Source organism: Sphingomicrobium astaxanthinifaciens (genome assembly GCF_022865105.1).
Classification (GTDB): domain Bacteria; phylum Pseudomonadota; class Alphaproteobacteria; order Sphingomonadales; family Sphingomonadaceae; genus Sphingomicrobium; species Sphingomicrobium astaxanthinifaciens.
In genome coordinates this window covers 1,323,959-1,347,737 of record NZ_JAKNYM010000002.1, presented here as the reverse complement: position 1 = coordinate 1,347,737, position 23,779 = coordinate 1,323,959, and the positions used below count along the sequence as shown (strand labels likewise).

Genomic DNA, 23,779 nt, shown 5'->3' with positions numbered 1-23,779 from the left:
GATGGCGGGGCGCAGCGACAGCGCGCTGCGCCTCACGCGGCATGCTCCTGCCACGCCGCGGCGCGCAACCGGGCCGGGACGTGGGTGTCGAACCAGCGCGCGAGCGGGGCGAGCGCGGGATGCGCCAGATTGCGTTCGACCAGCCCCCACATGCGCGGCTGGAACTTGAGATAGTGCGGCTTGCCGTCGCGCTTCCACAGCCGGGTGAAGATGCCGAGGATCTTGACGTTGCGCTGCGCCCCGAGCAGCTCGTAGTCGGCGATGAAGGTCGCCGGGTCGGTGACCCCGGCGCGGGTCATGAAACGCTCGCGCATCGCCGCCTCGAGCGCCGGATCGACGTCGCGGCGGGCATCCTGCAGCAGCGAGACGAGGTCGTAGGCGGCATGGCCCGCGAGCGCATCCTGGAAATCGAGCAGCCCGAGGCCGCCATCCTCGAGCAGCATCAGGTTGTCGGCATGATAGTCGCGCAGCACCAGCACCGGGTGCGCCGCGGTGCGCGCCAGCAACCCCGGCCAGCACGCTTTCCACGCCGCATCGAACCCCGCGCGGTCGATGTCCTCGACCCCGAGCGCGGGCAGGTACCAGTCGACGAACAGGTCGACCTCGCGCTTGAGCACGGCCTCGTCATAGGGCGCGATCCCGGGTGGCAGCGGGGCGGCGTGGAGCGTGACAAGCGTGTCGACCGCCGCGGCATAGATGGCGGTCTCGTCGCCCTTGCCCGCCGCGAGCACGGGGGCGACGCGGGCGTCGCCGAAATCCTCGAGCAGCAGAAGCCCCGCGGCGAGGTCGCGGTAGAGGATGCGCGGCGCGCGCAGCCCCTGCGCATCGAGATGCTCGGCGATCGCGACGAAGGGGCGCGAATCCTCATGCTCGGGCGGGGCATCCATCAGCACCGCGCGCCCGTGGGTCGGGTGGATGACGCGGAAATAGCGCCGGAAACTGGCGTCGCCGGCCAGCGGCCGGATCTCGGCGCCGCCCCAGCCGGCGGTCTCGAGAAAGGCGGGGGCCAGCGCGGGCGGGGTCATTGGAACGGACATCGCTCCTTCCAAGCCGCCGGCGCGGACACTGTCAAGCGACGCCGGCCGGTCTCGGGATCGGGGTCGAGGACGAGCGCCAGCGCATGGTCCCAGCGCCCCGCCTGTTCGGGCCATTCGACCAGCAGGACGGCATCGGCAAGGTCGTCGAGCCCGAGCTCGTCGAGGTCGCGCTCCTCCTCGAGCCGGTAGAGGTCGGCATGCCAGACCGGCGGGTCGAGATGTTCGTAGGGCTGGACGATGGCGAAGCTCGGGCTGGGCACCTCGCCCGCGTGCCCGAGCGCGGCGAGGAAGCCGCGGGCAAAGCTCGTCTTACCCGTCCCGAGGGGGCCCGACAAGGTGATGACGTCACCCGCGCGCGCGACCTTCGCGAGCATCGCCCCCGCCGCCATCGTGGCCTCTTCGTCGGCAAGGATCATCGGCTCTCTCCGCGCGGGATGACGAGCGTGACGGCGGTGCCCTCGCCGCGCTTGGACAGGAGCTCGACGCGCCCGCCATGGGCCTCGATGAACTGGCGGGTCAGCGGCAGCCCCAGCCCGAGCGCGGCCTCGCCGCGTTCGCCCGGTTCGCTGCGATGGAAACGATCGAAGACGCGCGGCTGTTCATCGGGGTCGATCCCCTCGCCATTGTCGGTCACGGTGATCCGCACCGCCTCCTCTTCGGCGACGGTTTCGAGCGTGATTTCAGCGCCATGTCCCGCATAGTTGACGGCATTTTGCAGGATGTTCTCGATTGCCTCGCGCAGCCGCCGTGCATCGCCCTCGACGATGCCGGTCTCAGCGTCGATCGCGAAGCGCAGCTGCTGGCCCTGCTCGCGGGCGCGCGGCAGGAAGCCCTCGCCGACGGTGGTCACCAGCCCTTCGAGGTCGACCCGCTCGCGCTCGATCTGCAGCGCCCCGCCCTCGGTGCGCGTCAAATCGAGGACGCGGTCGACCATCCGGCTGAGCCGTTCGACCGACTGCAGGATGGCATCGAGATATTCCTTGGCGTTGGCCGACAGCTCGCCCGCATAGCCCGCCGCGAGCATCTGCGCGAACCCGCCGATCGAGGTCAGCGGGGTGCGCAGCTCGTAGCTCATATTGGCGACGAAGTCGGTCTTCACGCTGTCGGCTTCCTCAAGCGCGCGCGCGCGCTCGCGCAGCGCGCTCTCGATCCGCAGGCTGTCGGTGATGTCGACCATGGTGACGAGCACATTGCCGTCGGGCAGCGGCACGGCGGCATATTCGAACCCGCGGCCGTCGGTCATCGTCAGCCGGCCCGATCCCGACTGCCGCCCCGCGGTGGTGGCGCGCACGAGCTCGCGGATCTGCGCCGCCTCGGTCGGATTGACCAGCTTCTGCGCCATCGCCGGCACGAGTTCGTCGACCCGCGGATGTTCGGACAGCCAGCCCTCCTCGAGCCCCCACAGCCGCGAGAAGCGACGGTTCCACAGGTAGAGCCGCCCGTCGGAGGCGAACACGCTGATGACCTCGAACAAATTGTCGAAGGTCGCCGCGCGCACCCGCAGCAGCGTGTCGCGCGCGCTGGCGAGGCGGACCTGCTCGGTCCGGTCCTCGAGGATCAGCCGGAGCCCGCCGTCGGGAAGCGGCTGGCCGACGACCCGGAGGTGATCGCCGTTGGCGAGGATCCAGTCCTCCTCGATCAGTTCCTCGGTGGCGGTGAACCATTCGCGCCGCTCGGCCTTCCAGCTCGGATAGTCGCGCACCTCGGGCACCCGCCCCTTCTCGCGCATCGCGTCGAGGAGGCGATCGAAGGGGATGCCCTCGTCGAGATCCTCGGTGTCGAGCTGGCTCATCAGGTGGAAGGGCTGGTTGTAGAAGCTCAGCCGCCCGTCGGCGTCGAACTGCGCCGCGCCGGCGGCCATCCGGTCGGCCAGTTCGCGCTGCGACTGGATGTTCTGCGCCAGCTGGTAGCGCACGTCCTCGAGATCCTGGATGTCGAGCGCGAAGCCCGCGACCGCGCCGGTCGGCAGCGGCACGTCGACGATGCGCAGCATCCGCCGTTCGCCGCCGATGGTGGCGGGCTGGTGACGCTGGTAGGGGGCGCCGAGGTCGAGCGCCTTCTGTGCGCCGGCGCGCGCGCTCTGGTCGCCGCTGCCGTCGATCAGCTCGGCGCCGCGCGCGATGACGTCGGCGGCATCCTCGCCCTCGACCGCGGCGACGAAGGCCGAGTTGACGAGCCCGAGGCTCATGTCGGGGCCGCGATACCACATCGGGAAGGGCGCGCTCTCGATCAGGTGGGTGAGGCTGTCGAGCGCATTCTCGGTCTGCTCGAGCCGCCGCGCGAGGCGGCGCTTGGCCTCCTCGGCCTCGCTGATGTCGATGACCCAGCCGAGGATCGCGCCGGGGGTGCCCCCCGCCCCCGTCAGTTCGCCGCGCACCGCGAAGATGCGACCCTCGCTGGTCTCGAGCGTGGTGTCGAGCCGGTCGCCCGAGCGGCGCGTCGCCTCGACCGAGGCCTCGAGCGCGCCCACCTCCTCGGGGGGCAGGACGCCTCCCTCGGCCAGCCCGGCGAAGGAGGCGGGGTCGGCGTCGAGGTGGAACAGGTCGCGCAGCTGGCTGTCGAGCTCGATCCGGTTGTCGGGGCCGATCACCAGCGGCCGCGCGGGCGAGCGCTCGCTCAGGTCGTGCATCGAGCGCGCGGTGTCGAGCACCGCCTGCGCGCGCCGGATGCGCTGCGCGGCGAGCCCGGTGAGGACCAGCGCGCAGGCACCCCAGATGGCGACGATGGCGTAGGCGGTGAGGACGGCGTGCTCCAGCTTGGCTCGGGTCGATGGCAGTTGACGCGAGGTAAGGCGCAACGGCGCGATTTGCCAAGCCCCAACGCGCGCATGGGATGAGTGCGCCCTCCCCTGTCCGCTCGCGGGAGGCCCAAGGTGCATGCGGGTCGGCGCGAAAGACGCGGGCCATTGACCTAAGCCCGGGGGGTGCGTGGCCGCGGGCTGTGGCCAATTGGTCACAGCGACGGGCAGACTTATCCCGGCAGCGGGGTTTGGCGGCGGATCGGGCGAGAAGCGCTTGCATGCCCATTCTTTTTCTGGCGGGGTCGCTCACCGAGGAACGGTTGCCATCATGATTCCGCATACTCGCCCGGTCGTCCGGCCACGGACGGCACGGCGGCGGTGGCGCCATGGGGGGAGCGCCGTCCTTTGACCGAATTGAACTGTAACATGAGGGCTACAATGAAGAGAAAGCAGCTTTACAACGGCTCTGCCTTGTTCGTGCTCGCTGGCGGGCTCGCGTTCCCGCAGCTGGCGCACGCGCAGGACAGCGGCACGGCGCGCGCGGTGATCCAGCAGGAAGCCGAAGAGGTCGCCGATCCCGAGGTTGAGGAAGAAGATGTCCTCATGGAAGCCGACGGCTCGGACGTCGAAGGCGAAACCATCGTCATCACCGGTTCGCGTATCCGCCTCCCCGAGGTCGAATCGCGGCTGCCGATCATCACGGTCGACGAAGAATATATCGAGAACCGCAACCTCACCAACGTCGCCGACGCGCTCAACGAGCTGCCCGTCTATCGCGGCTCGGTGACCCCGGCCGGCGGCCAGGGCAGCTTCGGCCAGGGCGTGAACTTCCTCAATGCCTTCGCGCTGGGGTCGAACCGCAACCTGACGCTGATCAACGGTCGTCGCTTCGTCACCTCGAACCCGCCGACGGTCTTCAACAACTCGGGCGCGGGCACGCAGGTCGACTTGAACGTCGTCCCGACGGTCCTGATCGACCGCGTGGAATCGATCGCGGTCGGCGGTGCGCCGGTCTACGGTTCGGACGCGATCGCCTCGACCACCAACGTGATCCTCAAGACCCGCTTCGACGACGTCGTCATCTCGGGCACCTCGGGCATCACCGAATATGGCGACAACTTCCGCTACAACGTCTCGGCGGTGGCCGGTCAGAACTTCTTCGACGACCGTCTCAACATCACCGCGTCGGTGTCGCATGACGTCGTCGAGGGCGTGCTCCAGAACGAGCGTCCGTTCCTGACCACCAACATCCTGACGCTGCGCAACATCGTCGCCGACGGCGGGGTCGCGGATCAGAACCGCGTCAACCCGACCTTCACCAACGACAATCTCGGCGGTGTGGACAATCCCGACGGCAACCCGCCGTTCGTCCAGTTCTACAACGGCAACCTGCCCTACCTGTCGCGCGGCGGCGTGATCTTCGGCGGCCCGCTGAGCCTCGGCGCGCAGTTCGACCAGAACGGCGACATCGTCCCGCTGAACCTCGGCGAATTCCCCGCCGGCTCGTTCTTCGCGGTCGGTGGCGACGGCTTCCAGTTCTCGGACTTCAGCCAGATCACCTCGGACCTCGAGCGCACCTCGGGCAACCTGTTCGTGACCGCTGAAGTGGCCGACGATATCGAAGTCTATGCCGAAGGCACCTACTTCTTCTCGCGGGCCGACGAACTCGTCCAGCAGCCCTCGTTCAACACCATCCTGTTCGGTGGTGCGAGCGGGTCGCCGCTGTTCTTCGCCAACAACCCGTTCCTGACCGACCAGGCGCGCCAGACGCTCGCCGCGGCGGGCCAGGGCTCGTTCCTGCTGTCGCGCGTCAACCTCGACCTTTCCGATCCCTCGGGCTTCGGCGAGAACGAGATCTATCGCGGCGTGCTTGGTGTCCGGGGTGAATTCGAAGGTCTCGGCCGCGTCTTCAACTTCGACGTCAGCTACAACCGCGGCGATGCCACGGTCACGACGTTCAGCGAAGACATCAACCAGCAGAACTTCATCAACGCGATCAACGTGACGACCGATGCCAATGGCAACATCGTCTGCGATCCGACCCCGCCGGTCAGCGCGACGGTCACCGCCGGTGGCGGTTCGCCCAACGGCGATCCGAACTGCGTCCCGCTCAACCTGTTCGGCGAAGGCAACGCCTCGCAGGCCGCGCTCGACTATGTCATCCAGGACAACGAAGCGGTCGCCACCCTCGACCAGGAAGTCTTCAACGCGAACATCGGTTCGACGCTGTTCGACATCTGGGGCGCGGGCCCGATCGGGTGGAACCTCGGTTACGAACGTCGCACCGAACAGGGCAAGTTCCTGCCGAGCGAATTCCAGCAGCAGGGTCTGGGCCGTTCGGTCGCGATCGAGCCCGTCGAGGGCGAGTTCACGATCGACGAGTTCTTCGGTGAAGCCATCGTTCCGCTGGTCTCGCCGGACAACGACTTCCTGATCCACTCGGCCGAACTCAACGGCGGCATCCGCTTCGTCGAGAACACCGTCAACGGGGCCTTCACCTCGTGGACCGCGGGTGGTCGTTTCGCCCCGGTGCGCGACATCGAGTTCCGCGGCAACTTCACCCGGTCGTTCCGTGCGCCGGCGATCTCGGAACTGTTCTCGCCGCAGGGCAATGCCTTCGGCACCGTTCCGCAGCCGTGTGAGAACCCCGATGCGGGCCCGAACCCGGCGGCACGCCAGCGCAACTGCGCCGCGTTCCTCGCCGCGTTCCCGAACGCCAACGACGATCCCTCGTCGAACGCGACGATCCCGATCCTGACCGGTGGCAACCCCTCGCTCCTCAACGAAGAGGCGGATGCGTGGACGGTCGGCGCGGTGATCCAGCCCCGCTTCATCCCGCGCCTCGTGCTCGCGCTCGACTATGTCAATTTCGACATCAGCCAGCCGATCACGACGCTGAGCATCGGGCAGATCGTCTCGGCCTGTTTCGACAACGAGAACTTCAACACCGCGGATCCGGCCAACGGCAACGCCTTCTGCTCGCTCATCCGGCGCCAGCCGGCGGGCACGCAGGGCACCCTGCCCGACGGGTCGACCGGCGACATCGGTGGCTTCGTGGTCAACGACCCCAACAACCCGGGCGTGACCACCACCTTCGTCAACGGCGAATCGACCAAGTTCGAGGGCCTGCAGGGTGTCGCCAGCTGGGATCAGCCGAACCTGTTCGGCGGCCCGGGCACCTTCGCGCTGAGCGGCAACTTCCTGTGGACCTTGTTCCGCGAGAACGATGTCACCGGCGTGTCGGCGACCCGTACCGACGCGACCTTCGGCGACCCCGAGTTCGCGGCGCAGCTGAACACCCGCTACTACACCGACACCTGGGGTGTCCTCGTGTCGACCAACTTCGTCGGCAAGCAGGTCGCCACGCGTGAGGAGCTCGGGATCGAACTTCGTGAAATCAACACGATCGACCCCTATGCGACGTTCAACAGCTCGGTCTACTTCGACCCGACTGAGAACTTCCGCTTCACGCTGTCCGTCACGAACATGTTCGATCGCAACTATGCGAACGACTATTTCGGCTCGGGCATCCAGCTGATCGACTCGCTGGGCCGTCGCTACGCCGCGTCGGCGCGTCTCCGCTTCTAACGCGGAACCGCACTGCGAAAGTGGGGGGCTCGCCGGCAACGGCGGGCCCCTTTCTTTTGTCTTCGCGCGGAGCCACGTCGGCCCCGGCCCGCGCCCGCTGTCCAAGCTCCCGCGCGCTACGCGCGCCCGGCCCGATCGCCCGCGCGACCATCGCCGGGGCGCCTAGCCCCCTCCCCGCCTTCGCGCATCCGCCAAGTAGCGCGCATCGCCCGCGCCGCCCCGGGTTGCGGCGACAAAAAACCCGCCCCCCTGCGCGGGGAGCGGGTACCGGACGGGGGCGCGGCGAGACGCCGGGGCCGCGGGGGCCCCGGCGCGCCGGCCTCAGTAGCGGTAATGCTCGGGCTTGTAGGGTCCCTCGACCTCGACCCCAATATAGTTCGCCTGTTCCTCGCTCAGCTTGGAGAGGTGGACGTTCAACTTGGCGAGGTGCAGTTCGGCGACCTTCTCGTCGAGATGCTTGGGCAGGACGTGGACGGTGTTGTCATAGTCCTCGCCGCGCTGCCACAGCTCGATCTGCGCGAGCACCTGGTTGGTGAAGCTCGCGCTCATCACGAAGCTGGGGTGGCCGGTGGCGTTGCCGAGGTTGAGCAGCCGCCCCTTCGACAACAAGATGATCCGCTTGCCGTCGGGCTTCTCGATGAGGTCGACCTGCGGCTTGACCTCGGTCCACTTGAAGTTCTCGAGCGCCTCGACCTGGATCTCGTTATCGAAGTGACCGATGTTGCCGACGATCGCCATGTCCTTCATCGCGCGGATGTGATCGACGGTGATGACGTCCTTGTTGCCGGTGGTGGTAACGAAGATGTCGGCGCGCGGCGCGGCCTCTTCCATCGTCACGACCTCGTAGCCGTCCATCGCCGCCTGGAGCGCGCAAATGGGGTCGATCTCGGTGACGATGACGCGCGCGCCCGCGCCCGAGAGCGAGGCCGCCGAGCCCTTGCCGACATCGCCATAGCCGGCGACGCAGGCGACCTTGCCCGCCATCATCACGTCGGTGCCGCGGCGGATGCCGTCGACGAGGCTTTCCTTGCAGCCATACTTGTTGTCGAACTTCGACTTGGTGACGCTGTCGTTGACGTTGATCGCGGGGAAGGGAAGCAGGCCCTTCTTGGCGAGCTGGTAGAGGCGGTTGACCCCGGTGGTGGTCTCCTCGGAGACGCCCTTCACGTTCTTGACCGTCTCGGTCAGGTAGCCGGGCTTGCGCTCGAGAAACGCCTTGAGCGCCTTGTTGAACTCGCGCTCTTCCTCGTTGGTCGGCTCGGGCAGCGTCTCGCCCGCCTCGACCCGCGCGCCCCACAGCGCGAACATGGTGGCATCGCCGCCATCGTCGAGGATCAGGTTGGCGGTGTCATCGCCCCAATCGAAGGTGCGCCCGACATAGTCCCAATATTCCTCGAGCGTCTCGCCCTTCACCGCGAAGACGGGGATGCCCTGGTCGGCGATCGCGGCGGCGGCATGGTCCTGCGTCGAATAGATGTTGCAGGTGGTCCAGCGCACCTCGGCGCCGAGCGCGACGAGCGTCTCGATCAGGACGGCGGTCTGGATGGTCATGTGCAGCGAGCCGGTGATGCGCGCGCCCTTGAGCGGCTTTTGCCCGGCATATTGTTCGCGCAGCGCCATCAGCCCGGGCATCTCGGTTTCGGCGATGGTGATTTCGGTGCGGCCGTAATCGGCGAGCGAAATGTCCTTGACGATATAGTCGGTCACGGTGGTCTCCAGCTTGGACATCGGGGCGGTCGCCCCGAATTCTCCCCCGCGCCCTAGCGGGTTCGCGGGGGGCTTGCAAACCGCGGCCTAGGCGGCGCCGCTGTCGGGGCTGAGGAGCGCGGGATCGATGCCGAGCGCCTCGAACGCGCGCTGCCAGCGGGTCGGGGTCGTGCCCTCGAACAGGATGGCATCGTCGCCCGGCGCGTCCATCCAGCCGTGGCGCGTCAGTTCCTCCTCGAGCTGCCCCCCGGCCCAGCCCGCGTAGCCGAGGCTGACGAGGAAGCGCGCGGGGCCCTCGCCCTGCCCGATCGCCTTGAGGACGTCCTGCGTCGCGGTCATCCGGCACAGCGACCCGATCTCGACCGTGTCCTGCCCGCCCCAGTCGTCCGAATGGAGCACGAAGCCGCGCCCGGGTTCGACCGGGCCACCGTGGAGGACGGGGGCGTCGGGGGCGCGGTCATGCTCGAGCCCGAGCTGGCGCAGCAGGTCCTTGACCCGCAACCCCTGCCGCTCCTGCCCGATCCCGATGCCGAGCGCCCCGTCCTCGTCGTGCGCGACCATGAGGATGATCGCCTGTTCAAAGCGCGGGTCGGCCATCCCCGGCATGGCGAGGAGGAAACGGCCGGTAAGAAAGGGCGTGGCGGTCTCGATCATCAGGAAGGCAACGCAAGACACCCGGGTTGCGATGCATCGCGCGGCGAACGCCGATTGCAACCGCGGGGCGCGCCATGCTTTAGGACAGGGACGACCAAGACCATGAAGGAACCCCGTGCCATGACCATCAAGATCGGCGACCGCCTCCCCGACGCCTCGCTCAGCCTCGCCACCCCCGAAGGGCCGGTGCCCGTCAACACCAAGGATTATTTCGCCGGCAAGACGGTGGCGCTGTTCGCCGTGCCCGGCGCCTTCACCCCGACCTGCTCGGCGCGCCACCTGCCGAGCTTCGTCGAGAAGGCCGACGAACTGAAGGTCAAGGGGGTCGACAAGATCGCCGCGACCAGCGTCAACGATGCCTTCGTCATGGGCGCCTGGGGCGCGCAGGCGGGCAGCGAGGACATCGACATGCTCGCCGACGGCAATGGCGAGTTCGCCAAGGCGCTGGGGCTGACGATGGACGCCTCGGGCTTCGGCATGGGCACCCGCTCGCAGCGCTATTCGATGCTGGTCGAGGACGGGGTGGTCAAGCAGCTCAACGTCGAGGAGGCGGGTGGCTACGAGGTCTCGGGCGCCGAGACGCTGCTCGGCCAGCTGTAAGCGCCCAAGCGAGGGTCGCCCGCGACGAACGAAGGAGCGGGCGGCCCCCGCGAGCGTTGGTTCCCCGAAACAAACATCAGCAAGGGAGCCAGTAGCATGACCAAGCAACCCACCCATTCGCTCGACAGCACGCAGGAGAGCCGCCTCGAGGCGACGCGCCGCAACCTCGAGAGCCGTGAGGACATCATCGGCCAGTCCTATCGCACCATTCGCGACCATCCGCGCGCCAGCGCGGCGATCGCCGGTGGCGTGGTGGCGGCGGCGGGCGCGGGCGCCTTCCTCCTCAATCGCCGCAAGTCGCAGATCGGCACCGCGACGGGGCATGCCTCGTCGAGCGAGCAGATTGACGAAGCAGTCGCGCAGATGAACGAAGACGCGGTGTCCGAACTCGACGAGGGCCGCAACGAATCGATGGCCGAACAGAGCAAGACGGGCGCGGTCGCCTACTAAGCGATCGAGCGTCCGGCCGACCCGGACAGGATAGACACGAGGGGCTCGCGGCGCAGGTCGCGGGCCCCTTTTGCGTCTTACGTCATCAACCTGCGCGCGGCGGCGCGCTCGCGCTCGAAGGCGGCGGCAAGCGCGGCGCTGGTCGCGCCATAGCGCCGCCAGCGCTCAACCGAGCGGCGATGCACCGGCTCGCGCACCTGGACCGAGCTTGCGGTGGTTACCGCCGCCTTGCGCTCGTGGAAGCGGAGCAGCCCGTCGGACCAGTCGAGCCCGAGCCAGTCGACGATCGCGCCCGCCTCGCCCGCCAGATCCGCAGTCATCGCCTCGTAACGCACCGCGCGCAGCCGCGGCCCGCCCAGCGCGGCTTCGAACCGGTCCATCAGCCGCTGCGCGCGGGCGACGAACCGCACGGTCCAGTCGAGGTCGTAATGATAGTCGTAATAGCCAAAGCGCGTCGCGAAGAGCTGGCGGTAATTGGCGATGGCGAGGTCCTCGTCGCCGCGACGCACGACCAGCACGCGCGCCTCGGGCAGCGCGCGCAGGATCTGCGGCACGAAGAAGAAATTGAAGGGCATCTTGTCGATGAGATGCCGGGCACCGGGCGCGAGCGGCGCGGTCTGGCGGCGATAGGCGTCGCCGACCGCGTCGAGATCGACCCGCGCGGCGAGCGCCTCGGGGGACAGGACGAGCGGTCCCGAGGCGGCGGCGTGGCGCCGCACGGCCAGCGCGAAGTCGCTCAGTTCGCCCGCGCTGGCGACCGCCTCATGGCCGCCCAGCACGCGCTCGATCAGGGTGGTACCCGATCGCGGCATGCCAAGAATGAACAGCGGCCCCGCCGTGGCGGCGGGCGCGGCAGCGGCGGCAGCGCGCGCGGCGGCGTCGATGTTCGCGCTGGCCGCCGCGAAGAGGGCATCGACCCAGTCGGGATCATGGTCGAGCCGCGCGCGGTGCGCCGCCTTGGCGCGCTCGAGCCAGCGCATCGCCGCGCCATCCTCGCCCGCGCGTTCGCACAGCCGCGCGCCGGCGTGCCCGTAGTAGAGACGATCGATCGGGTCCTCGCTCGCGTCCAACTTCGCCTCGAGCATCGGCAGGTCGCGCGGGGCTCCGCCCCCGACCTGGACCCAGCCGAGCCAGCCCTTGGCCAGCTGCGGATGCTGCTCGACGAGCCGCGCGAAGGTCGCGCGCGCCGCCTCGATCCGCCCACAGAACTGCTGCGTGGTGGCAAGGTTGTAGGCAAAGGCGGGGTTGCCGGGCGCGGCCGCGGTCGCCGTCTCGAAGAAGGGCAGCGCCGCCTCGACGAGGTCGACATGGACGAGCAGCACCCCGATGGTGTCGGCCTCGGTCGGGTCCTCGGGCCGGCTGCGGGCCAGCGCCTGCGCACGCTCGCGCGCCTCGGCGCGGCGCCCCAGCAGGAGGCAGGCGCGTGCCTCGAGACAGCGCAGCGCGAGGCTGTCGCCCCCATGCGCGCGCGCCTTGTCGGCCAGCGCGAAGAGCCCCGCCGGACGTTCGCCCTCGAGCGTCACCTCGCCGAGCGCAACCCACGCCGCGGCATCGGAGCGGTCGACCCCGAGCCGCGCCATCGCCGCGCGATAGCGGGTCTCGAGGCGCTGTTGCTGCATCGCAACATCGGGGGTCTTATCGGTCGGCGTGAACATTTTGCCTAGCTTTTGGCGCGATTGCGTCGTCAACTCGCCCCCGTCATTCCACAACGGGGCGATGAAATGAAGAACTGGATCCGCGCGACCTCCCGCACCACGCTGCTGATTGCAGCGAGCAGCCTGCCCTATGTGGCGCATGCGCAGGACGCGCAGCCCGCCGCAACCGACGAAGAGCAGGACACGCTCGTGCGCGACGAGGCGATCATCGTCACCGCGACGCGGCGCGAGGGTACGGTGCAGGACGTGCCGATCAACATCAGCGCGGTCGGCGGGGCCGAACTGGCCGAGCGCCGGCTCGACGACCTGCGCGAGATCGCGCGCGCGGTCCCCGGGGTCTATATCGTCGACCAGGGCAACCGGTCGGGGACCCCGATCGTCTTCCGCGGGCTCAACGCCACCGGGCTCGGCTCGTTCGACGGCAACGCCAACGGCGGCGGCACGGTCGCGACCTATGTCGGCGAGGTGCCGCTGTACGTCGACCTGCGGCTCAAGGACATGGAGCGCGTCGAGTTCCTGATCGGCCCGCAGGGCACGCTCTATGGCGCGGGCACGCTCGGCGGGGCGATCCGCTATATCCCCGCCAAGCCGCGCTTCGAGGAAATATCGGGGCAGGTCCGCGCCGATGCCTACGACTATGCGCATGGCGACGGGCTGAGCACCGACTTCGGCGCTACCATCAACATCCCGCTGGCGCCCACGCTCGCCTTCCGCGCCAGCCTCGACAAGCTCGATGACACGGGCTTCATCGACTATCCCTTCGCGGTGCAGGAGGTCGGGCTGTCCAACCCCGACGTCGATCCCGCCGACGCCGCCGCCTATGCGGCCAACCTGCGGCGGCTCGACGACGTCAACTATGCCGATATCCTGACCGCGCGCGCGGCGCTGCGCTTTGCGCCGGGCGACCTGCTCGACGTGACCGCGAGCTATCATTTCCAGGAGGACAAGACCGGCGGCCGCCAGTTCTCGCAGACGCGGCTGTCGAGTTTCCCGGTGCCGATCGGCAAATATGAAGCGGCGCTGCGCGTGCCCGAGCCCAACACCCGCACCACCCAGCTCGCCAGCCTCGAGGCCGAACTCGACCTCGGCTTCGGCAAGCTGGTCTCCGCGACCGGCTACTCGGTGGCCGAGGAAGAGGGCAACCGCGACCAGACCGACCTCTTGATCGGGCTGCAGTACAGCTACGAGGCCTTTCCCGAGTTCACCGCCTTCACCCTCGAGGAGGGCGAGCAAAAGACCTTCACGCAGGAAGTGCGCTTCGTGTCCGACTGGGACAGCCGCTTCAGCCTGATCGCGGGCGCCTTCTACCTCGACCAGGAAATCGACAATCTGTCGACCGAGTTCACCCCCGGCTTCGACCAGTTCGCGGTCGATGAGTTCGGCGGCATCCAGCTGCGCCCCGACAGCATCGAATATCTCGAGCCCTTCCTGTCGGAGCTGACCGAGCAGGCGCTCTACGGCGAGCTCAGCTACCAGCTGACCGATGACTGGCAGGTCACGGTCGGCGGGCGCTACTACGATTATGAACTGGTCACGCAGCAGACCTTCGACCTGCCGCTGTTCCGCACCGTGTTCGAGGGCGATGCGCCCGACAGCATCGTGCTCGATTTCGAGACCGGCGGGCAGGAGGACGACGGCTTCCTATTCAAGTTCAACACGAGCTACGACGTGGCCGCCAACGCGCTCGTCTATGCGACCGTCAGCCAGGGGTTCCGGATCGGCAATTCGAACGCGATCGCCCCCTGCCCCGTGCCGCTGCCGCCCAACCAGATCATCTGCGCGCAGCCCGGCGAACTCGACTATCGCGCCGACAAGACGACCAATTACGAGCTCGGCTTCAAGACGCAATGGCTGGGGCGCACGCTCACGCTCAACGGCGCGGTCTATTATATCGACTGGTCGGACCCGCAGATCGATTCGGCGACCACCAACGGGCAGGCGCCGATCACCATCAACGGCGCGGGGGCCAAGTCGCAGGGGCTCGAACTGTCGACCGCGTGGCGGGTCAACGACAAGCTCAGCCTCACTGCCAACTACAGCTACAACGACGCGCAGCTGACCGAGCTCAGCCCGAACATCATCCCCGTGATCTTCCCGCCCGGCTTCGACAACAGCTTCATCGACGGGCAGAAGGGCGACCGGCTGCCGGGCAGCCCGCGGCACCAGGGCGGGTTCGCGGTCGACTATGACACGCCGCTCACTGCCGACTGGGACCTCGCCCTGTCCTACGCGGTCTACGCGCAGAGCGACGTGCTGACCCGTACCGGCGCGCGCGGCGCCGCGCTCACCCTGCCCGGCTTCGACCTCCACCAGGCCTCGGTCGGGTTCGAGAACCGCCATGGGACGCGGGTCATCGTCTACGCCGACAACCTGTGGGGCGAATTCGCCGAGACCGGGGTGCGCGCCACCCCCGACTGGGACCAGGTGGTGACCGACATCAACGGCGATCCCGTCTATGCGCGCAGCTTCGGCACCTTCGTCGCGCCGCCGCGGCGGATCGGGGTCCGGGTCAGCCAGGAATTCTAAGCCCGCCCCGGGGCGATCGCGAAACGAAAAGGCCCCCCGGGAGACAATCCCGGGGGGCCTTTTGCCGATCAGCGGGCAATCAGGCGGTCGGCCAGCCGCAGTCCTTGCCCGCGTTGCGCTCCTTGAGCCAGGCCTGAAGCGGCGCGAAATATTCCTTCATCGGCTCGGCCGACATCTCGCGCGTGCCGGTGAAGACCTCGAGCGCGTCGGGCCAGGGGCGCGAGGCCCCCATCGCCAGCATCGCGTCGAGCCGGTCCCCGACCTGCTCGTTGCCGTAGAAGCTGCAGCGATGGAGCGGGCCTTCCCACCCCGCCATCTCGCAGGCGGCCTTGTAGAACTGGAACTGCAGGATGTGCGCGAGGAAGTAGCGCGCATAGGGCGTGTTGCCCGGGATGTGATACTTGGCGCCCGGGTCGAAATCGATCGCGTCGTTGCGCGGCACCGGCGGGGTCACCCCCTGGTACTGCTGCTTGAGGCCGACCCATGCCGAATTGTAGGTGTCGGGGGTGATCGAACCGTCGAACACGCCCCAGCGCCACTTGTCGACGAGCAGCCCGAAGGGCAGGAAGGCGACCTTGTCCATCGCCTGGTTCAGGAGCAGCCCGATATCCTTGTCGGCGCTCGGCACCTTGTCGGCGTCGAGCAGCCCGATCTGGACGAGATATTCGGGCGTCACCGACAGGGCGACGAAATCGCCGATCGCCTCGTGGAAGCCATCATTCGCGCCGTTGAGGTAGAGATAGGGCTGCTGGTTGTAGGCGCGCTGGTAATAGTTGTGCCCGAGTTCGTGGTGCATGGTCACGAAATCGTCGGCGTTGACCTTGGTGCACATCTTGATGCGCAGGTCATCGACATTGTCGAGGTTCCACGCCGAGGCGTGGCAGACGACGTCGCGCCCCTCGGGACGCACGATCTGCGACTTTTCCCAGAAGCTGTCGGGCAGCGGATCGAGCCCGAGCGAGGTGTAGAAGCGCTCTGAGATGCGCGCGATGCCCTCGGGCGTCACCTCGTTGTCGACCAGCAGATCGGTGAGGTTGTAGCCGATGTCGCCGGCACCTTCGGGGGCGACGATCTCGTAGACGTTGCCCCATCCTTGCGCCCACATGTTGCCGAGCAGGTCGGCGCGGATATGGCCCTCGTCGGGCTGGACGTCCTCGCCATAATAATCCGAAAGCTCGCTGCGGACATAGCAGTGCAGGTCGTTGTAGAGCGGTTCGACCTCACCCCACAGGCGGTCGTACATGGCCGAGAATTCCTCGGGGCTCATGTCGTAGTTCGAGCGCCACATCGCGCCGGTGTCTTCGAAACCCAGTTCGCGCGCGCCGGCGTTGGCGATCTCGACGAGGCGGGCATAGTCGCCCTTCATCGGGCGGCCGACATTCTCGTGCCAGCTCTGCCACAGCTGGGCGAGCTCCTCGGGGTTGCGGTTGGTGCCCATCAGCGCCTCGGCGTCGTTGCCGGGGATCTTCTTGCCGTTCAGTTCGGCCTCGCCCTTGCCGTAGAGCGAGTTGAGGCGGGTCGAGATGTCGTTGAGCTCCTTGGCCGCGCCCTCGGTGGTGGGCGCCGCCAGCGTCAGTGAACCGCGCAGGATGTCGAGCTTGCGCGCGGTGTCATAGTCGAGCCCGTCGACCTTGGCATAATGCGCCGCCTTGGTCGCATATTCGACCCCCTTCTCGGTGAAGATGGTGCCGAAATAGGCGGCCAGCTGGTCGGTGTCGTCGGTGATGTAGGTGTTGTTGACCCAGTAGGCGCGGCTCGCGATGTCCGAGAGCTCGAGATATTCGGCCTCGATTTCCTCGACGAAGGCCTTGGCGCCCGCGGGGGTCAGCGGATGGGTGAGGTCGGCATCGGCGGTCGCGACCGCGCTGTCGAGCGGGGCGACCGGGGCGGCGGCGACCTCGCCGGCATCGCTGTTGGTGGTGGTGCAGCCGGCCAGCGCGAGGGCGCCGATCGAGACGGAGATAATCAGCAGGGATTTCACGGGGACAGACTCCTTGTTGCTCGCGGCGCGGAACCTGCGCCGTTGCCCCCCCGAAATCAACCCGCTGCGAGGAAGTCCGCGATCGCCTGCCCGAGCTCGGGCTTGGTGACGCTCGACATGTGCGTGCCGGGCACCGGGTGCAGCCGGCCGTGGGGCAGCGCGTCGGCGAGCGCCTGCGGATCGCCGTTGTCGCGGTCCTCGGTGCCGCAGATCACCGCGCTCGGCATGTTGAAGGCATCGAGCCATTCGTCATGCGCGTCGGTGAAGGTCGGCAGCAGCAGCCGCATGGCCTCGGGCACGACCTGCATCGTCTTCATGAAGGCGATCGCCATGAAGTCGGGATCGCCCCGCTTGGCGACGTCGAAACGGTCGAGCGCCTTCTGGAAGAACGCCTGTCGCTGGTCCCAGCCCGTCAGCCCCTCGAGCCCCATGCCGCAGAGCATCGCGCGCGCGGGTCGCAGCCCTTCGCCCACCCCATGGACGGTGGTGCGCGCCCCCAGGCTGAAGCCGCCAAGGTCGTATTCCCCGGGGACCAGCCCGAGGTGGCCGACCAGTTCCTCGAGGTCGCGCGCGAGGATGCCGTCGCTATAGAGCGAAGGATCGGTCGGTGCCTCGCTGTCGCCGTGGCAGCGCAAGTCGGGCATGATCACCCGGCGACCGGTCGCGGCGACCTTTTCGGCATGGCCATATTTGATCCAGTTGACGGTGGCGTTGGACGCCAGGCCGTGGAGCAGGATGACCGGCTCCCCCTCGCCCATCTCGTGCCAGGCGAGTTCGACGCCGTCCGACGCCGTCCAACGGTGCGTGCTTGCGCTCACTGCTCGCGATCCTTCGGGGTGATGTCGATCAGCGTGGGGTCGTCCTCGACCTCGCGCGCCTCGGTCTCGATGATCGGCGGGCGACCTTGCGACAGCTTGCTGTTGAGCACCCGCCGCGTGGCCAGCACCACCACCAGCATGATGCCCGCGAAGGCAAGCGAGATATAGAAGATCGGCATCAGCTGGTCCTCGACCAGCCCGAGGACCAGCGTCACCGCAAGGATCACGCCCCAACGCCGCACCCAGCGCCCGAGCAGCAGCAGCGTCATCGCATCCACGCCCGCGCGGGCGCGCCGTTCAGCCCCCGGATCGTCGATCACGAGCCTAGCCCTTTTGGAGGTGACGACGGCCGAGCAGCTCAGCGATCTGCACCGCGTTCAACGCCGCGCCCTTGCGCAGATTGTCGGACACGCACCAGAAGGCGAGGCCGTTGTCGACGGTCGAATCCTCGCGCACGCGGCTGACGAAGGTCGCATAGTCGCCGACGCATTCGACCGGGGTGACGTAGCCCTCGTCCTCGCGCTTGTCGACGAGCATGATGCCGGGCGCCTCGCGCAGGATCTTCTGCGCCTGTTCGGCCGAGATCTCGTCCTCGAACTCGACGTGGATGGCTTCGGAATGACCGACGAACACGGGGACGCGCACGCAGGTTGCCGACACCTTGATCTTGGGGTCGAGGATCTTCTTGGTCTCGGCCTTCATCTTCCACTCTTCCTTGGTCGACCCATCGTCGAGGAAGACGTCGATATGCGGGATGACGTTGAAGGCGATCTGCTTGGTGAAGACCTCGGGCTCGGTCGGATCGCCGACGAAGATGTCGCGGCTCTGGCGGAACAGTTCGTCCATCGCCGCCTTCCCCGCGCCCGACACCGACTGGTAGGTCGCGACCACCACGCGCTTGATCCGCGCGGCATCGTGGAGCGGCTTCAAGGCCACCACCATCTGCATCGTCGAGCAGTTGGGGTTGGCGATGATGTTGCGCGCCTTGTAGCCGTCGATCGCCTCGGGGTTCACCTCGGGCACGATCAGCGGCACGTCGGGGTCCATCCGGAAGAGCGAGGAATTGTCGATCACCGTGCAGCCCGCCTTCGCGGCCTTCTCGGCATAGGTCTTCGACACCTCCGAGCCCGCGGCGAAGAGCGCGATGTCCCAGCCCGCAAAATCGAAATGCTCGATGTTCCGGACCTTGAGCTCCTCGCCCGTGTCGCCGAAATCGATCCGTTCGCCCGCCGAGCGCGAGGAGGCGAGCGCGGCGATCTCGTCCACGGGGAAGGTCCGCTCGGCGAGGATGGCGAGGATCTCGCGACCGACATTGCCGGTCGCGCCGACGACGACGACTTTATAGCCCATGCAAACTCCTGTGATCTTGCCCGCCGAGCTAGGCGCGCGGCGGGCAAATGACAAGGGAGCGCGCGGCTAGTCGCGCGCCCCGCCGGGCACGCCGCTCTCCTCGAGGAAGCGCATGATCGTCTCCCACAGGTGGACCGAGATATTCTCGCCGCGCACCCCATGCGCCTGCCCGGGGTAGAACATCATGTCGAACTGGACCCGCGCCTCCTGCATGGCGAGCGCCATCTGTGCCGAATTGTCGAGCACCACATTGTCGTCGCTCATCCCGTGGATGAGCAACAGCGGGTCGGCGATGTTCGCGGCGTTGGGGAAGGTCGAGGCGGCGGCATAGGCCTCGGGCACCTCGCGCGGATCGCCCATGTAGCGCTCGGTATAATGGGTGTCGTAAAGCTCCCACTTGGTCACCGGCGCGCCCGCGATGCCCGCGGCATAGAGGCCGGGGTCCTGCCCGAGCATGTGCAGCGTCATGTAGCCGCCATAGGACCAGCCATAGGTGGCGATGCGGTCGGGATCGACGAAATCGAGCGTCTTGAGCCACTCGGCGCCCGCCTTCTGGTCGGCGACCTCGATCCCGCCCATCGCGCGGTAGATCGGCTTTTCGAACTCGACCCCGCGATAGTCCGACCCGCGGTTGTCGAGCTGCACCCAGACATAGCCCTGGTCGACGATCCACTGCTTGAGGGCCCCGCCCCAGTCGCGCTGGACGGTCTGGACGTGGGGGCCGCCATAATGCTGGAAGAAGACCGGATAGCGCTGCCCCTCCTGCATCCCCGCGGGCTTGATCATCTCGTAATAGAGCCGCGCGCCGTCGGCGGTCTCGATCGAGCCGAACAGCGAGGGCTCGTGGCTGTCGAGATAGGGCGCGTAGGGATGCTCGGCGTCGAGCGCGTTCTGCTCGATCCACGCGATCCGGCGGGCCCGCGCGTCGGCGAGGTAGAGCTGCGGCGGCTGGCCCGGGTTGGAGCGGGTGACGATGCCGCGCTGCGCGCGGCGATCCATCGACCATCCATGCGCATGCCCCGGCTCGGTGAGCCGTTCGGGCGCGGCGCCGGGGGTGCGATAGTCGAGCCGGTAGAGGTGGGTTTCGAGCGGATCCTCGGCGTTGGCGGTGAAATAGAGCGTACCCGCGTCCTGGTCGACCCCGTCGAGATCGGTGACCACCCACGCGCCGCGGGTGAGCTGGCGCCAGTCGCCGCTGGCGCCGTCGCGCAGCCAGAGATGCCCGTAGCCGTCGCGCTCGGACCACCAGAGGAGCTCGCCCCCCGCGAGGAATTTGTAGTGATCGGTGAGGTTGATCCAATGCCCGTCGGCGGCGGTCTCGGTGAAGAGGATCTCGCTCTTGCCGGTAGCGGGATCGACCTTGAGCATGTCGAGCACCGTCTGCGCGCGGTCCTGGCGCTGGACGTAGAGCGCCTTGCCGTCGGGCGCCCAGTCGACGCGAGCGAGGTAGATGTCGGGGTCCGCGCCGAGGTCGACCTTGACCATCCCCGTGCCATCGGTGCGCAGGACATGCAGCTCGGTGAGGACATTGTCAGTTCCCGCGGCGGGGTAGCGCTGGTCGTAGGTGGTGGTGCCATCGCCGCCGATCGCGGTGCGGGTGACGACGCCGACGGGGGCCTCGTCGAACCGCTGGACCGCGATATGCGCCTCGTCGGGGCTCCACCAATAGCCGGTATCGCGGCCCATTTCCTCCTGCGCGACGAATTCGGCCTCGCCCCAGTGGACGAGTTCGCTGTCCTCGGCGGGGGTGAGCGCGGCGACCTCGCCGCCGACCGGGCCGACGAAGAGGCGGCGGTCGCGCACGAAGCTGACATAGCCGCCCTTGGGGCTGATCGCGGGGTTGAGCTCGCCCGCCTCGGTCGCGGTCAGCCGGGTGATGCCGCCATCGAGCCGCGCGAGATAGAGGTCGCCGTCGAGCGGGACGAGGATCGCCTTGCCGTCGGGCGCCCACTGGTAGGCGATGATGCCCTTGAGGCTGCCGACGCGGGCGCGCTCGCGCTGCATCTTCTCGGCCTCGGACAGTTCGGCGCCGGTGCCGACCCTTTCGCTGTCGACGAGCATCCGCCACTCGCCACCGGCGGTATCGCGCGCCCACAGGTCGTAGCGCTGGCGATCGTCGGCGCGCGGGCGCAGCATGGTCAGGAGGCTGCCGTCGGGGGAGAGCTTGACCCCCCGCGGGCTCACCCCGTCGAGCGCGGGCGAGGCGAAGACGCGGTCGAGGGTGAGATCCTTGGCCGCCGCCGGTTCAGCCATCGCCATGGCCGCCAGGGCGGTGCCCACCAACATCACGCTTCGCATCATCCATCTCTCCATTGCTCCAAAACAAAAGGCGCCCGGCAGCGATGCCGGACGCCTTTCGAAGAAGCAAGTGAGGCGCGCGCTTAGGCGTCGGCCTTCGCCCCCTTGGCGGGACGGTTGTCCTTGCGCTCGGCGATCCGCGCCGACTTGCCGGTGCGGCCGCGCAGATAATAGAGCTTGGCGCGACGCACGGCGCCCTTGCGGACGACGGTGATGCTGTCGATGTTGGGCGAGTAGAGCGGGAAGACGCGCTCGACGCCTTCGCCGAACGAGATCTTGCGCACGGTGAAGTTCGAGTTCACGCCGCGGTTCGAACGGGCGATGCAGACGCCTTCGAAGTTCTGGACGCGGGTGCGCTGGCCTTCGACGACGCGCACGCCGACGCGCAGCGTGTCACCGGGGCGGAATTCGGGGACCTTCTTGTCCTTGGTGAGCTCGGCAATCTGTTCCTGCTCGAGCGTCTGGATGATGTTCATCACTCAAAACCCTATTTTTGTCGCCGCGCGCCAGAGGGAGACTGACCCGAACGCTCCCCATGAGCGTCCCAAAGGTCCGGCCTCCTTAGCCGTGTATCCTCGCAAGCGCGTTCGTGACGCCACTTCGCGATGCGCGCATGATCCCCCGATCGCAGCACTTCGGGGATCGTGCGGCCCTCCCATTCTACCGGTCGGGTATAATGCGGATATTCGAGGAGCCCCGTCTCGAAGCTTTCGTCTTCTCCGCTAGAAGCCGCGCCCATTACACCGGGAAGCAGTCGAACGCAAGCGTCGAGAAAGAGCATCGCGGGGATCTCGCCCCCCGACAGGATATAGTCGCCCACGCTCACGGGCCGCACCGGCCGCGCCTCGAAAATGCGCTCGTCGAACCCCTCGAAGCGGCCGCACAGGATCACCGCCCCCTCGCCCGCCGCCACTTCGCGCACGAGGCGCTGCGTCAAGGGCTCGCCGCGCGGCGTCATGGCGAAGATCGGGCGTTCGTCCGCCACCGCGTCGATCGCGCGGCCGAGCACGTCGCACTTGAGCACCATCCCCGCGCCGCCGCCCGCCGGGGTGTCGTCGACGGTGCGATGCTTGTCCTGCGCATGATCGCGGAGGTTGCGCGCCTCGAGGTGCCACCTGCCTTCCTCGAGCGCGCGGCCCGCCAGGCTGGTGCCGAGCGGCCCCGGGAACATGTCGGGATAGAGGGTGAGCACGGTGGCGCGAAAGGTCATCGGGCTGCCCTAGCGCGCGTGGCGTCGAGGTCAATCGTCGAGCAGCGTGATCGAATGCGGGATGAGCGTGCCCTCGCCCTCCATGCAGAAGCTCGCATCGGCGATCTCGGCCTCGATCCGCAGCCGCTTGCCGTAATAACGATCCTCGCCGTCGGCGGTCGAGAGCGACCAGCGGGTGCCCGCGTCGGTGGTGAGGATCGCGCATTCGGTGCCGGGCGACAGGACGCCCTCGTAGACCGCGGTGGCGGGCGCGTCGGCGGGGCGGGTGGCGGCCGGCCCGTTTCCCTCGGTGGGGAGCGGGGCGGGCTGTTCGACGGTGCAGGCGGCGGCGAGGATCGCGGCCGCGACGGGGAGAAATCTACGCATGGCGCATCAATCGGCGAGACCGCGCCGGGTTCCCTGCGCTCGGTGCGCGCGGGGTGGCGCGAGCGCGTGCCAGGCGGTATCGGCCAGCGCTTCGCGCCCGAAGAGGGCCACCGCGCGCCCGGCCGCCGCGGCCGGCGGGGCGTGGCGCAGCGCCGCATGGCGCTCGCGCTCCTCCGCAACGCAGGCGATGCCCGCGCGGGTGCGCGTATCGAAGCGCAGCGCCATCGCCGCGCCGCCCAGCAGCGCGGTGCCGACGAGGATCGCGAGCAGCCCGGCGAGCGGCGTGCCCCCCGCCACCTCGAGCCGGAGCCGCTCGACCCCGAAATGGACGAGCGGTGCGAAGGGCAAGAAGCGCAGCGCGCCGAGCCCGGCGCGCGCGGCGCCGCCGACCACCAGCCCGCGTGCGACCAACCGGGCACGCACCTGCCTGCCGGTATCCGACAGCGCCGCGCGCAGGTCGAGCAGCGACAGCGGCCCGTCGAGCCGGAACAGCGGGCGCTGTTCGGCATAGGTCTCGCCCCAGCGGATGGTGACCATGAACTGGCGCTCGGCGAGCGCGAGCCGCCCGCAGGCGAGGAGGTCGACGACGAGCGCGTCGACGAGCCGCCGCGGCCCGCCCGCGAGCCAGGCGAGGAGCGGCAGCGCGAGCGGCGCATCGGGGCGCGTCCCGTGCGGACGGAACATGGCGAGGAACAGCGCGCTCGCGCCGATCGCGAGGACGATGAGGAGGAAATAGCCCGCCAGGAAGGGGCGGATGGGGAGCGCGAGGATATCGGGCCACATGCCCCTCCTTCGCGCA

At 68.4% G+C, this 23,779-nt stretch carries 19 protein-coding genes; 4 read left to right on the top strand and 15 right to left on the bottom strand.

Annotated features, from left to right (window positions below):
* Nucleotides 1–32 precede the first annotated feature (32 nt).
* Genes L8951_RS10830 through L8951_RS10820 form a run of 3 tightly spaced genes read right to left on the bottom strand, consistent with a single transcriptional unit; the run spans nt 33 to nt 3,834 of the window.
* On the bottom strand, nt 33–1,037 hold the full coding sequence (locus L8951_RS10830; protein ID WP_244383069.1) for an aminoglycoside phosphotransferase family protein: 1,005 nt from the start codon (nt 1,035–1,037) through the stop codon (nt 33–35).
* Entirely contained in the window at nt 1,022–1,453 is a 432-nt protein-coding gene (gene tsaE / locus L8951_RS10825; RefSeq protein ID WP_244383068.1) for a tRNA (adenosine(37)-N6)-threonylcarbamoyltransferase complex ATPase subunit type 1 TsaE, read from the bottom strand. Before tsaE ends, L8951_RS10830 begins: the two co-directional genes overlap by 16 nt.
* Nucleotides 1,450–3,834 (bottom strand): sensor histidine kinase, encoded by a 2,385-nt coding sequence (locus L8951_RS10820; RefSeq protein WP_244383067.1) that lies wholly within the window; start codon nt 3,832–3,834, stop codon nt 1,450–1,452. Before L8951_RS10820 ends, tsaE begins: the two co-directional genes overlap by 4 nt.
* Nucleotides 3,835–4,215: 381 nt before the next feature.
* On the opposite strand from L8951_RS10820, the gene L8951_RS10815 reads away from it, so the two are divergent.
* A complete protein-coding gene (locus L8951_RS10815) occupies nt 4,216–7,365 on the top strand; it encodes a TonB-dependent receptor domain-containing protein (RefSeq protein WP_244383066.1) in 3,150 nt (1,049 codons plus the stop codon).
* A gap of 321 nt (nt 7,366–7,686) precedes the next feature.
* Here the strand turns inward: L8951_RS10815 and ahcY are convergent, their stop codons facing one another.
* Nucleotides 7,687–9,093, bottom strand: coding sequence for an adenosylhomocysteinase (gene ahcY / locus L8951_RS10810; protein WP_244383065.1), 1,407 nt, complete (start codon nt 9,091–9,093; stop codon nt 7,687–7,689).
* A 66-nt stretch (nt 9,094–9,159) separates the two neighbouring features.
* On the bottom strand, nt 9,160–9,726 hold the full coding sequence (locus L8951_RS10805) for a YqgE/AlgH family protein (RefSeq protein ID WP_244383064.1): 567 nt from the start codon (nt 9,724–9,726) through the stop codon (nt 9,160–9,162).
* A gap of 120 nt (nt 9,727–9,846) precedes the next feature.
* Here L8951_RS10805 and L8951_RS10800 point away from each other — a divergent pair, with 120 nt between their 5' ends.
* On the top strand, nt 9,847–10,326 hold the full coding sequence (locus L8951_RS10800; protein WP_244383063.1) for a peroxiredoxin: 480 nt from the start codon (nt 9,847–9,849) through the stop codon (nt 10,324–10,326).
* 96 nt (nt 10,327–10,422) lie between these two features.
* Nucleotides 10,423–10,776 carry a hypothetical protein gene (locus tag L8951_RS10795; RefSeq protein WP_244383062.1) on the top strand — a complete coding sequence of 118 codons (354 nt, stop codon included), beginning with the start codon at nt 10,423–10,425 and terminating at the stop codon, nt 10,774–10,776.
* Nucleotides 10,777–10,853: 77 nt separating this feature from the next.
* Here the strand turns inward: L8951_RS10795 and L8951_RS10790 are convergent, their stop codons facing one another.
* Nucleotides 10,854–12,431: a tetratricopeptide repeat-containing sulfotransferase family protein gene (locus L8951_RS10790; RefSeq protein WP_244383061.1), complete on the bottom strand. Its 1,578-nt coding sequence runs from the start codon at nt 12,429–12,431 to the stop codon at nt 10,854–10,856.
* A 66-nt stretch (nt 12,432–12,497) separates the two neighbouring features.
* Here L8951_RS10790 and L8951_RS10785 point away from each other — a divergent pair, with 66 nt between their 5' ends.
* Nucleotides 12,498–14,957: a TonB-dependent receptor gene (locus L8951_RS10785; protein ID WP_244383060.1), complete on the top strand. Its 2,460-nt coding sequence runs from the start codon at nt 12,498–12,500 to the stop codon at nt 14,955–14,957.
* A gap of 79 nt (nt 14,958–15,036) precedes the next feature.
* Here the strand turns inward: L8951_RS10785 and L8951_RS10780 are convergent, their stop codons facing one another.
* From L8951_RS10780 to L8951_RS10740, 9 genes are all read right to left on the bottom strand, one after another.
* Entirely contained in the window at nt 15,037–16,908 is a 1,872-nt protein-coding gene (locus L8951_RS10780; RefSeq protein ID WP_407696416.1) for a M2 family metallopeptidase, read from the bottom strand.
* A gap of 86 nt (nt 16,909–16,994) precedes the next feature.
* Nucleotides 16,995–17,756, bottom strand: a complete 762-nt coding sequence (locus L8951_RS10775; protein WP_244383058.1) for an alpha/beta fold hydrolase — start codon at nt 17,754–17,756, stop codon at nt 16,995–16,997.
* Nucleotides 17,753–18,076, bottom strand: coding sequence for a hypothetical protein (locus tag L8951_RS10770; RefSeq protein ID WP_244383057.1), 324 nt, complete (start codon nt 18,074–18,076; stop codon nt 17,753–17,755). The genes L8951_RS10775 and L8951_RS10770 overlap by 4 nt, the downstream gene beginning before the upstream one ends.
* A 4-nt stretch (nt 18,077–18,080) precedes the next feature.
* Nucleotides 18,081–19,106: an aspartate-semialdehyde dehydrogenase gene (locus tag L8951_RS10765; protein WP_244383056.1), complete on the bottom strand. Its 1,026-nt coding sequence runs from the start codon at nt 19,104–19,106 to the stop codon at nt 18,081–18,083.
* Between the two features lie 66 nt (nt 19,107–19,172).
* On the bottom strand, nt 19,173–21,404 hold the full coding sequence (locus tag L8951_RS10760) for a DPP IV N-terminal domain-containing protein (RefSeq protein WP_407696415.1): 2,232 nt from the start codon (nt 21,402–21,404) through the stop codon (nt 19,173–19,175).
* An 83-nt stretch (nt 21,405–21,487) separates the two neighbouring features.
* A complete protein-coding gene (gene rplS / locus L8951_RS10755) occupies nt 21,488–21,880 on the bottom strand; it encodes a 50S ribosomal protein L19 (protein ID WP_244383054.1) in 393 nt (130 codons plus the stop codon).
* Between the two features lie 11 nt (nt 21,881–21,891).
* Nucleotides 21,892–22,614, bottom strand: coding sequence for a tRNA (guanosine(37)-N1)-methyltransferase TrmD (gene trmD / locus L8951_RS10750; protein ID WP_244383053.1), 723 nt, complete (start codon nt 22,612–22,614; stop codon nt 21,892–21,894).
* A 30-nt stretch (nt 22,615–22,644) separates the two neighbouring features.
* Nucleotides 22,645–22,980 carry a DUF5818 domain-containing protein gene (locus L8951_RS10745; RefSeq protein WP_244383052.1) on the bottom strand — a complete coding sequence of 112 codons (336 nt, stop codon included), beginning with the start codon at nt 22,978–22,980 and terminating at the stop codon, nt 22,645–22,647.
* 6 nt (nt 22,981–22,986) lie between these two features.
* Nucleotides 22,987–23,763 (bottom strand): TIGR04222 domain-containing membrane protein, encoded by a 777-nt coding sequence (locus L8951_RS10740; protein WP_244383051.1) that lies wholly within the window; start codon nt 23,761–23,763, stop codon nt 22,987–22,989.
* Nucleotides 23,764–23,779: the final 16 nt, after the last annotated feature.

Excerpts from the sequence above, each read along its gene's own strand:
- L8951_RS10830 (WP_244383069.1), bottom strand. The coding sequence starts at position 1,037 with ATGTCCGTTCCAATGACCCCGCCCGCGCTGGCCCCCGCCTTTCTCGAG.
- tsaE (WP_244383068.1), bottom strand. The coding sequence starts at position 1,453 with ATGATCCTTGCCGACGAAGAGGCCACGATGGCGGCGGGGGCGATGCTC.
- L8951_RS10815 (WP_244383066.1), top strand. The coding sequence starts at position 4,216 with ATGAAGAGAAAGCAGCTTTACAACGGCTCTGCCTTGTTCGTGCTCGCT.
- ahcY (WP_244383065.1), bottom strand. The coding sequence starts at position 9,093 with ATGTCCAAGCTGGAGACCACCGTGACCGACTATATCGTCAAGGACATT.
- L8951_RS10805 (WP_244383064.1), bottom strand. The coding sequence starts at position 9,726 with ATGATCGAGACCGCCACGCCCTTTCTTACCGGCCGTTTCCTCCTCGCC.
- L8951_RS10800 (WP_244383063.1), top strand. The coding sequence starts at position 9,847 with ATGACCATCAAGATCGGCGACCGCCTCCCCGACGCCTCGCTCAGCCTC.
- L8951_RS10795 (WP_244383062.1), top strand. The coding sequence starts at position 10,423 with ATGACCAAGCAACCCACCCATTCGCTCGACAGCACGCAGGAGAGCCGC.
- L8951_RS10790 (WP_244383061.1), bottom strand. The coding sequence starts at position 12,431 with ATGTTCACGCCGACCGATAAGACCCCCGATGTTGCGATGCAGCAACAG.
- L8951_RS10785 (WP_244383060.1), top strand. The coding sequence starts at position 12,498 with ATGAAGAACTGGATCCGCGCGACCTCCCGCACCACGCTGCTGATTGCA.
- L8951_RS10765 (WP_244383056.1), bottom strand. The coding sequence starts at position 19,106 with ATGGGCTATAAAGTCGTCGTCGTCGGCGCGACCGGCAATGTCGGTCGC.
- L8951_RS10760 (WP_407696415.1), bottom strand. The coding sequence starts at position 21,404 with ATGCGAAGCGTGATGTTGGTGGGCACCGCCCTGGCGGCCATGGCGATG.
- rplS (WP_244383054.1), bottom strand. The coding sequence starts at position 21,880 with ATGAACATCATCCAGACGCTCGAGCAGGAACAGATTGCCGAGCTCACC.
- trmD (WP_244383053.1), bottom strand. The coding sequence starts at position 22,614 with ATGACCTTTCGCGCCACCGTGCTCACCCTCTATCCCGACATGTTCCCG.
- L8951_RS10745 (WP_244383052.1), bottom strand. The coding sequence starts at position 22,980 with ATGCGTAGATTTCTCCCCGTCGCGGCCGCGATCCTCGCCGCCGCCTGC.
- L8951_RS10740 (WP_244383051.1), bottom strand. The coding sequence starts at position 23,763 with ATGTGGCCCGATATCCTCGCGCTCCCCATCCGCCCCTTCCTGGCGGGC.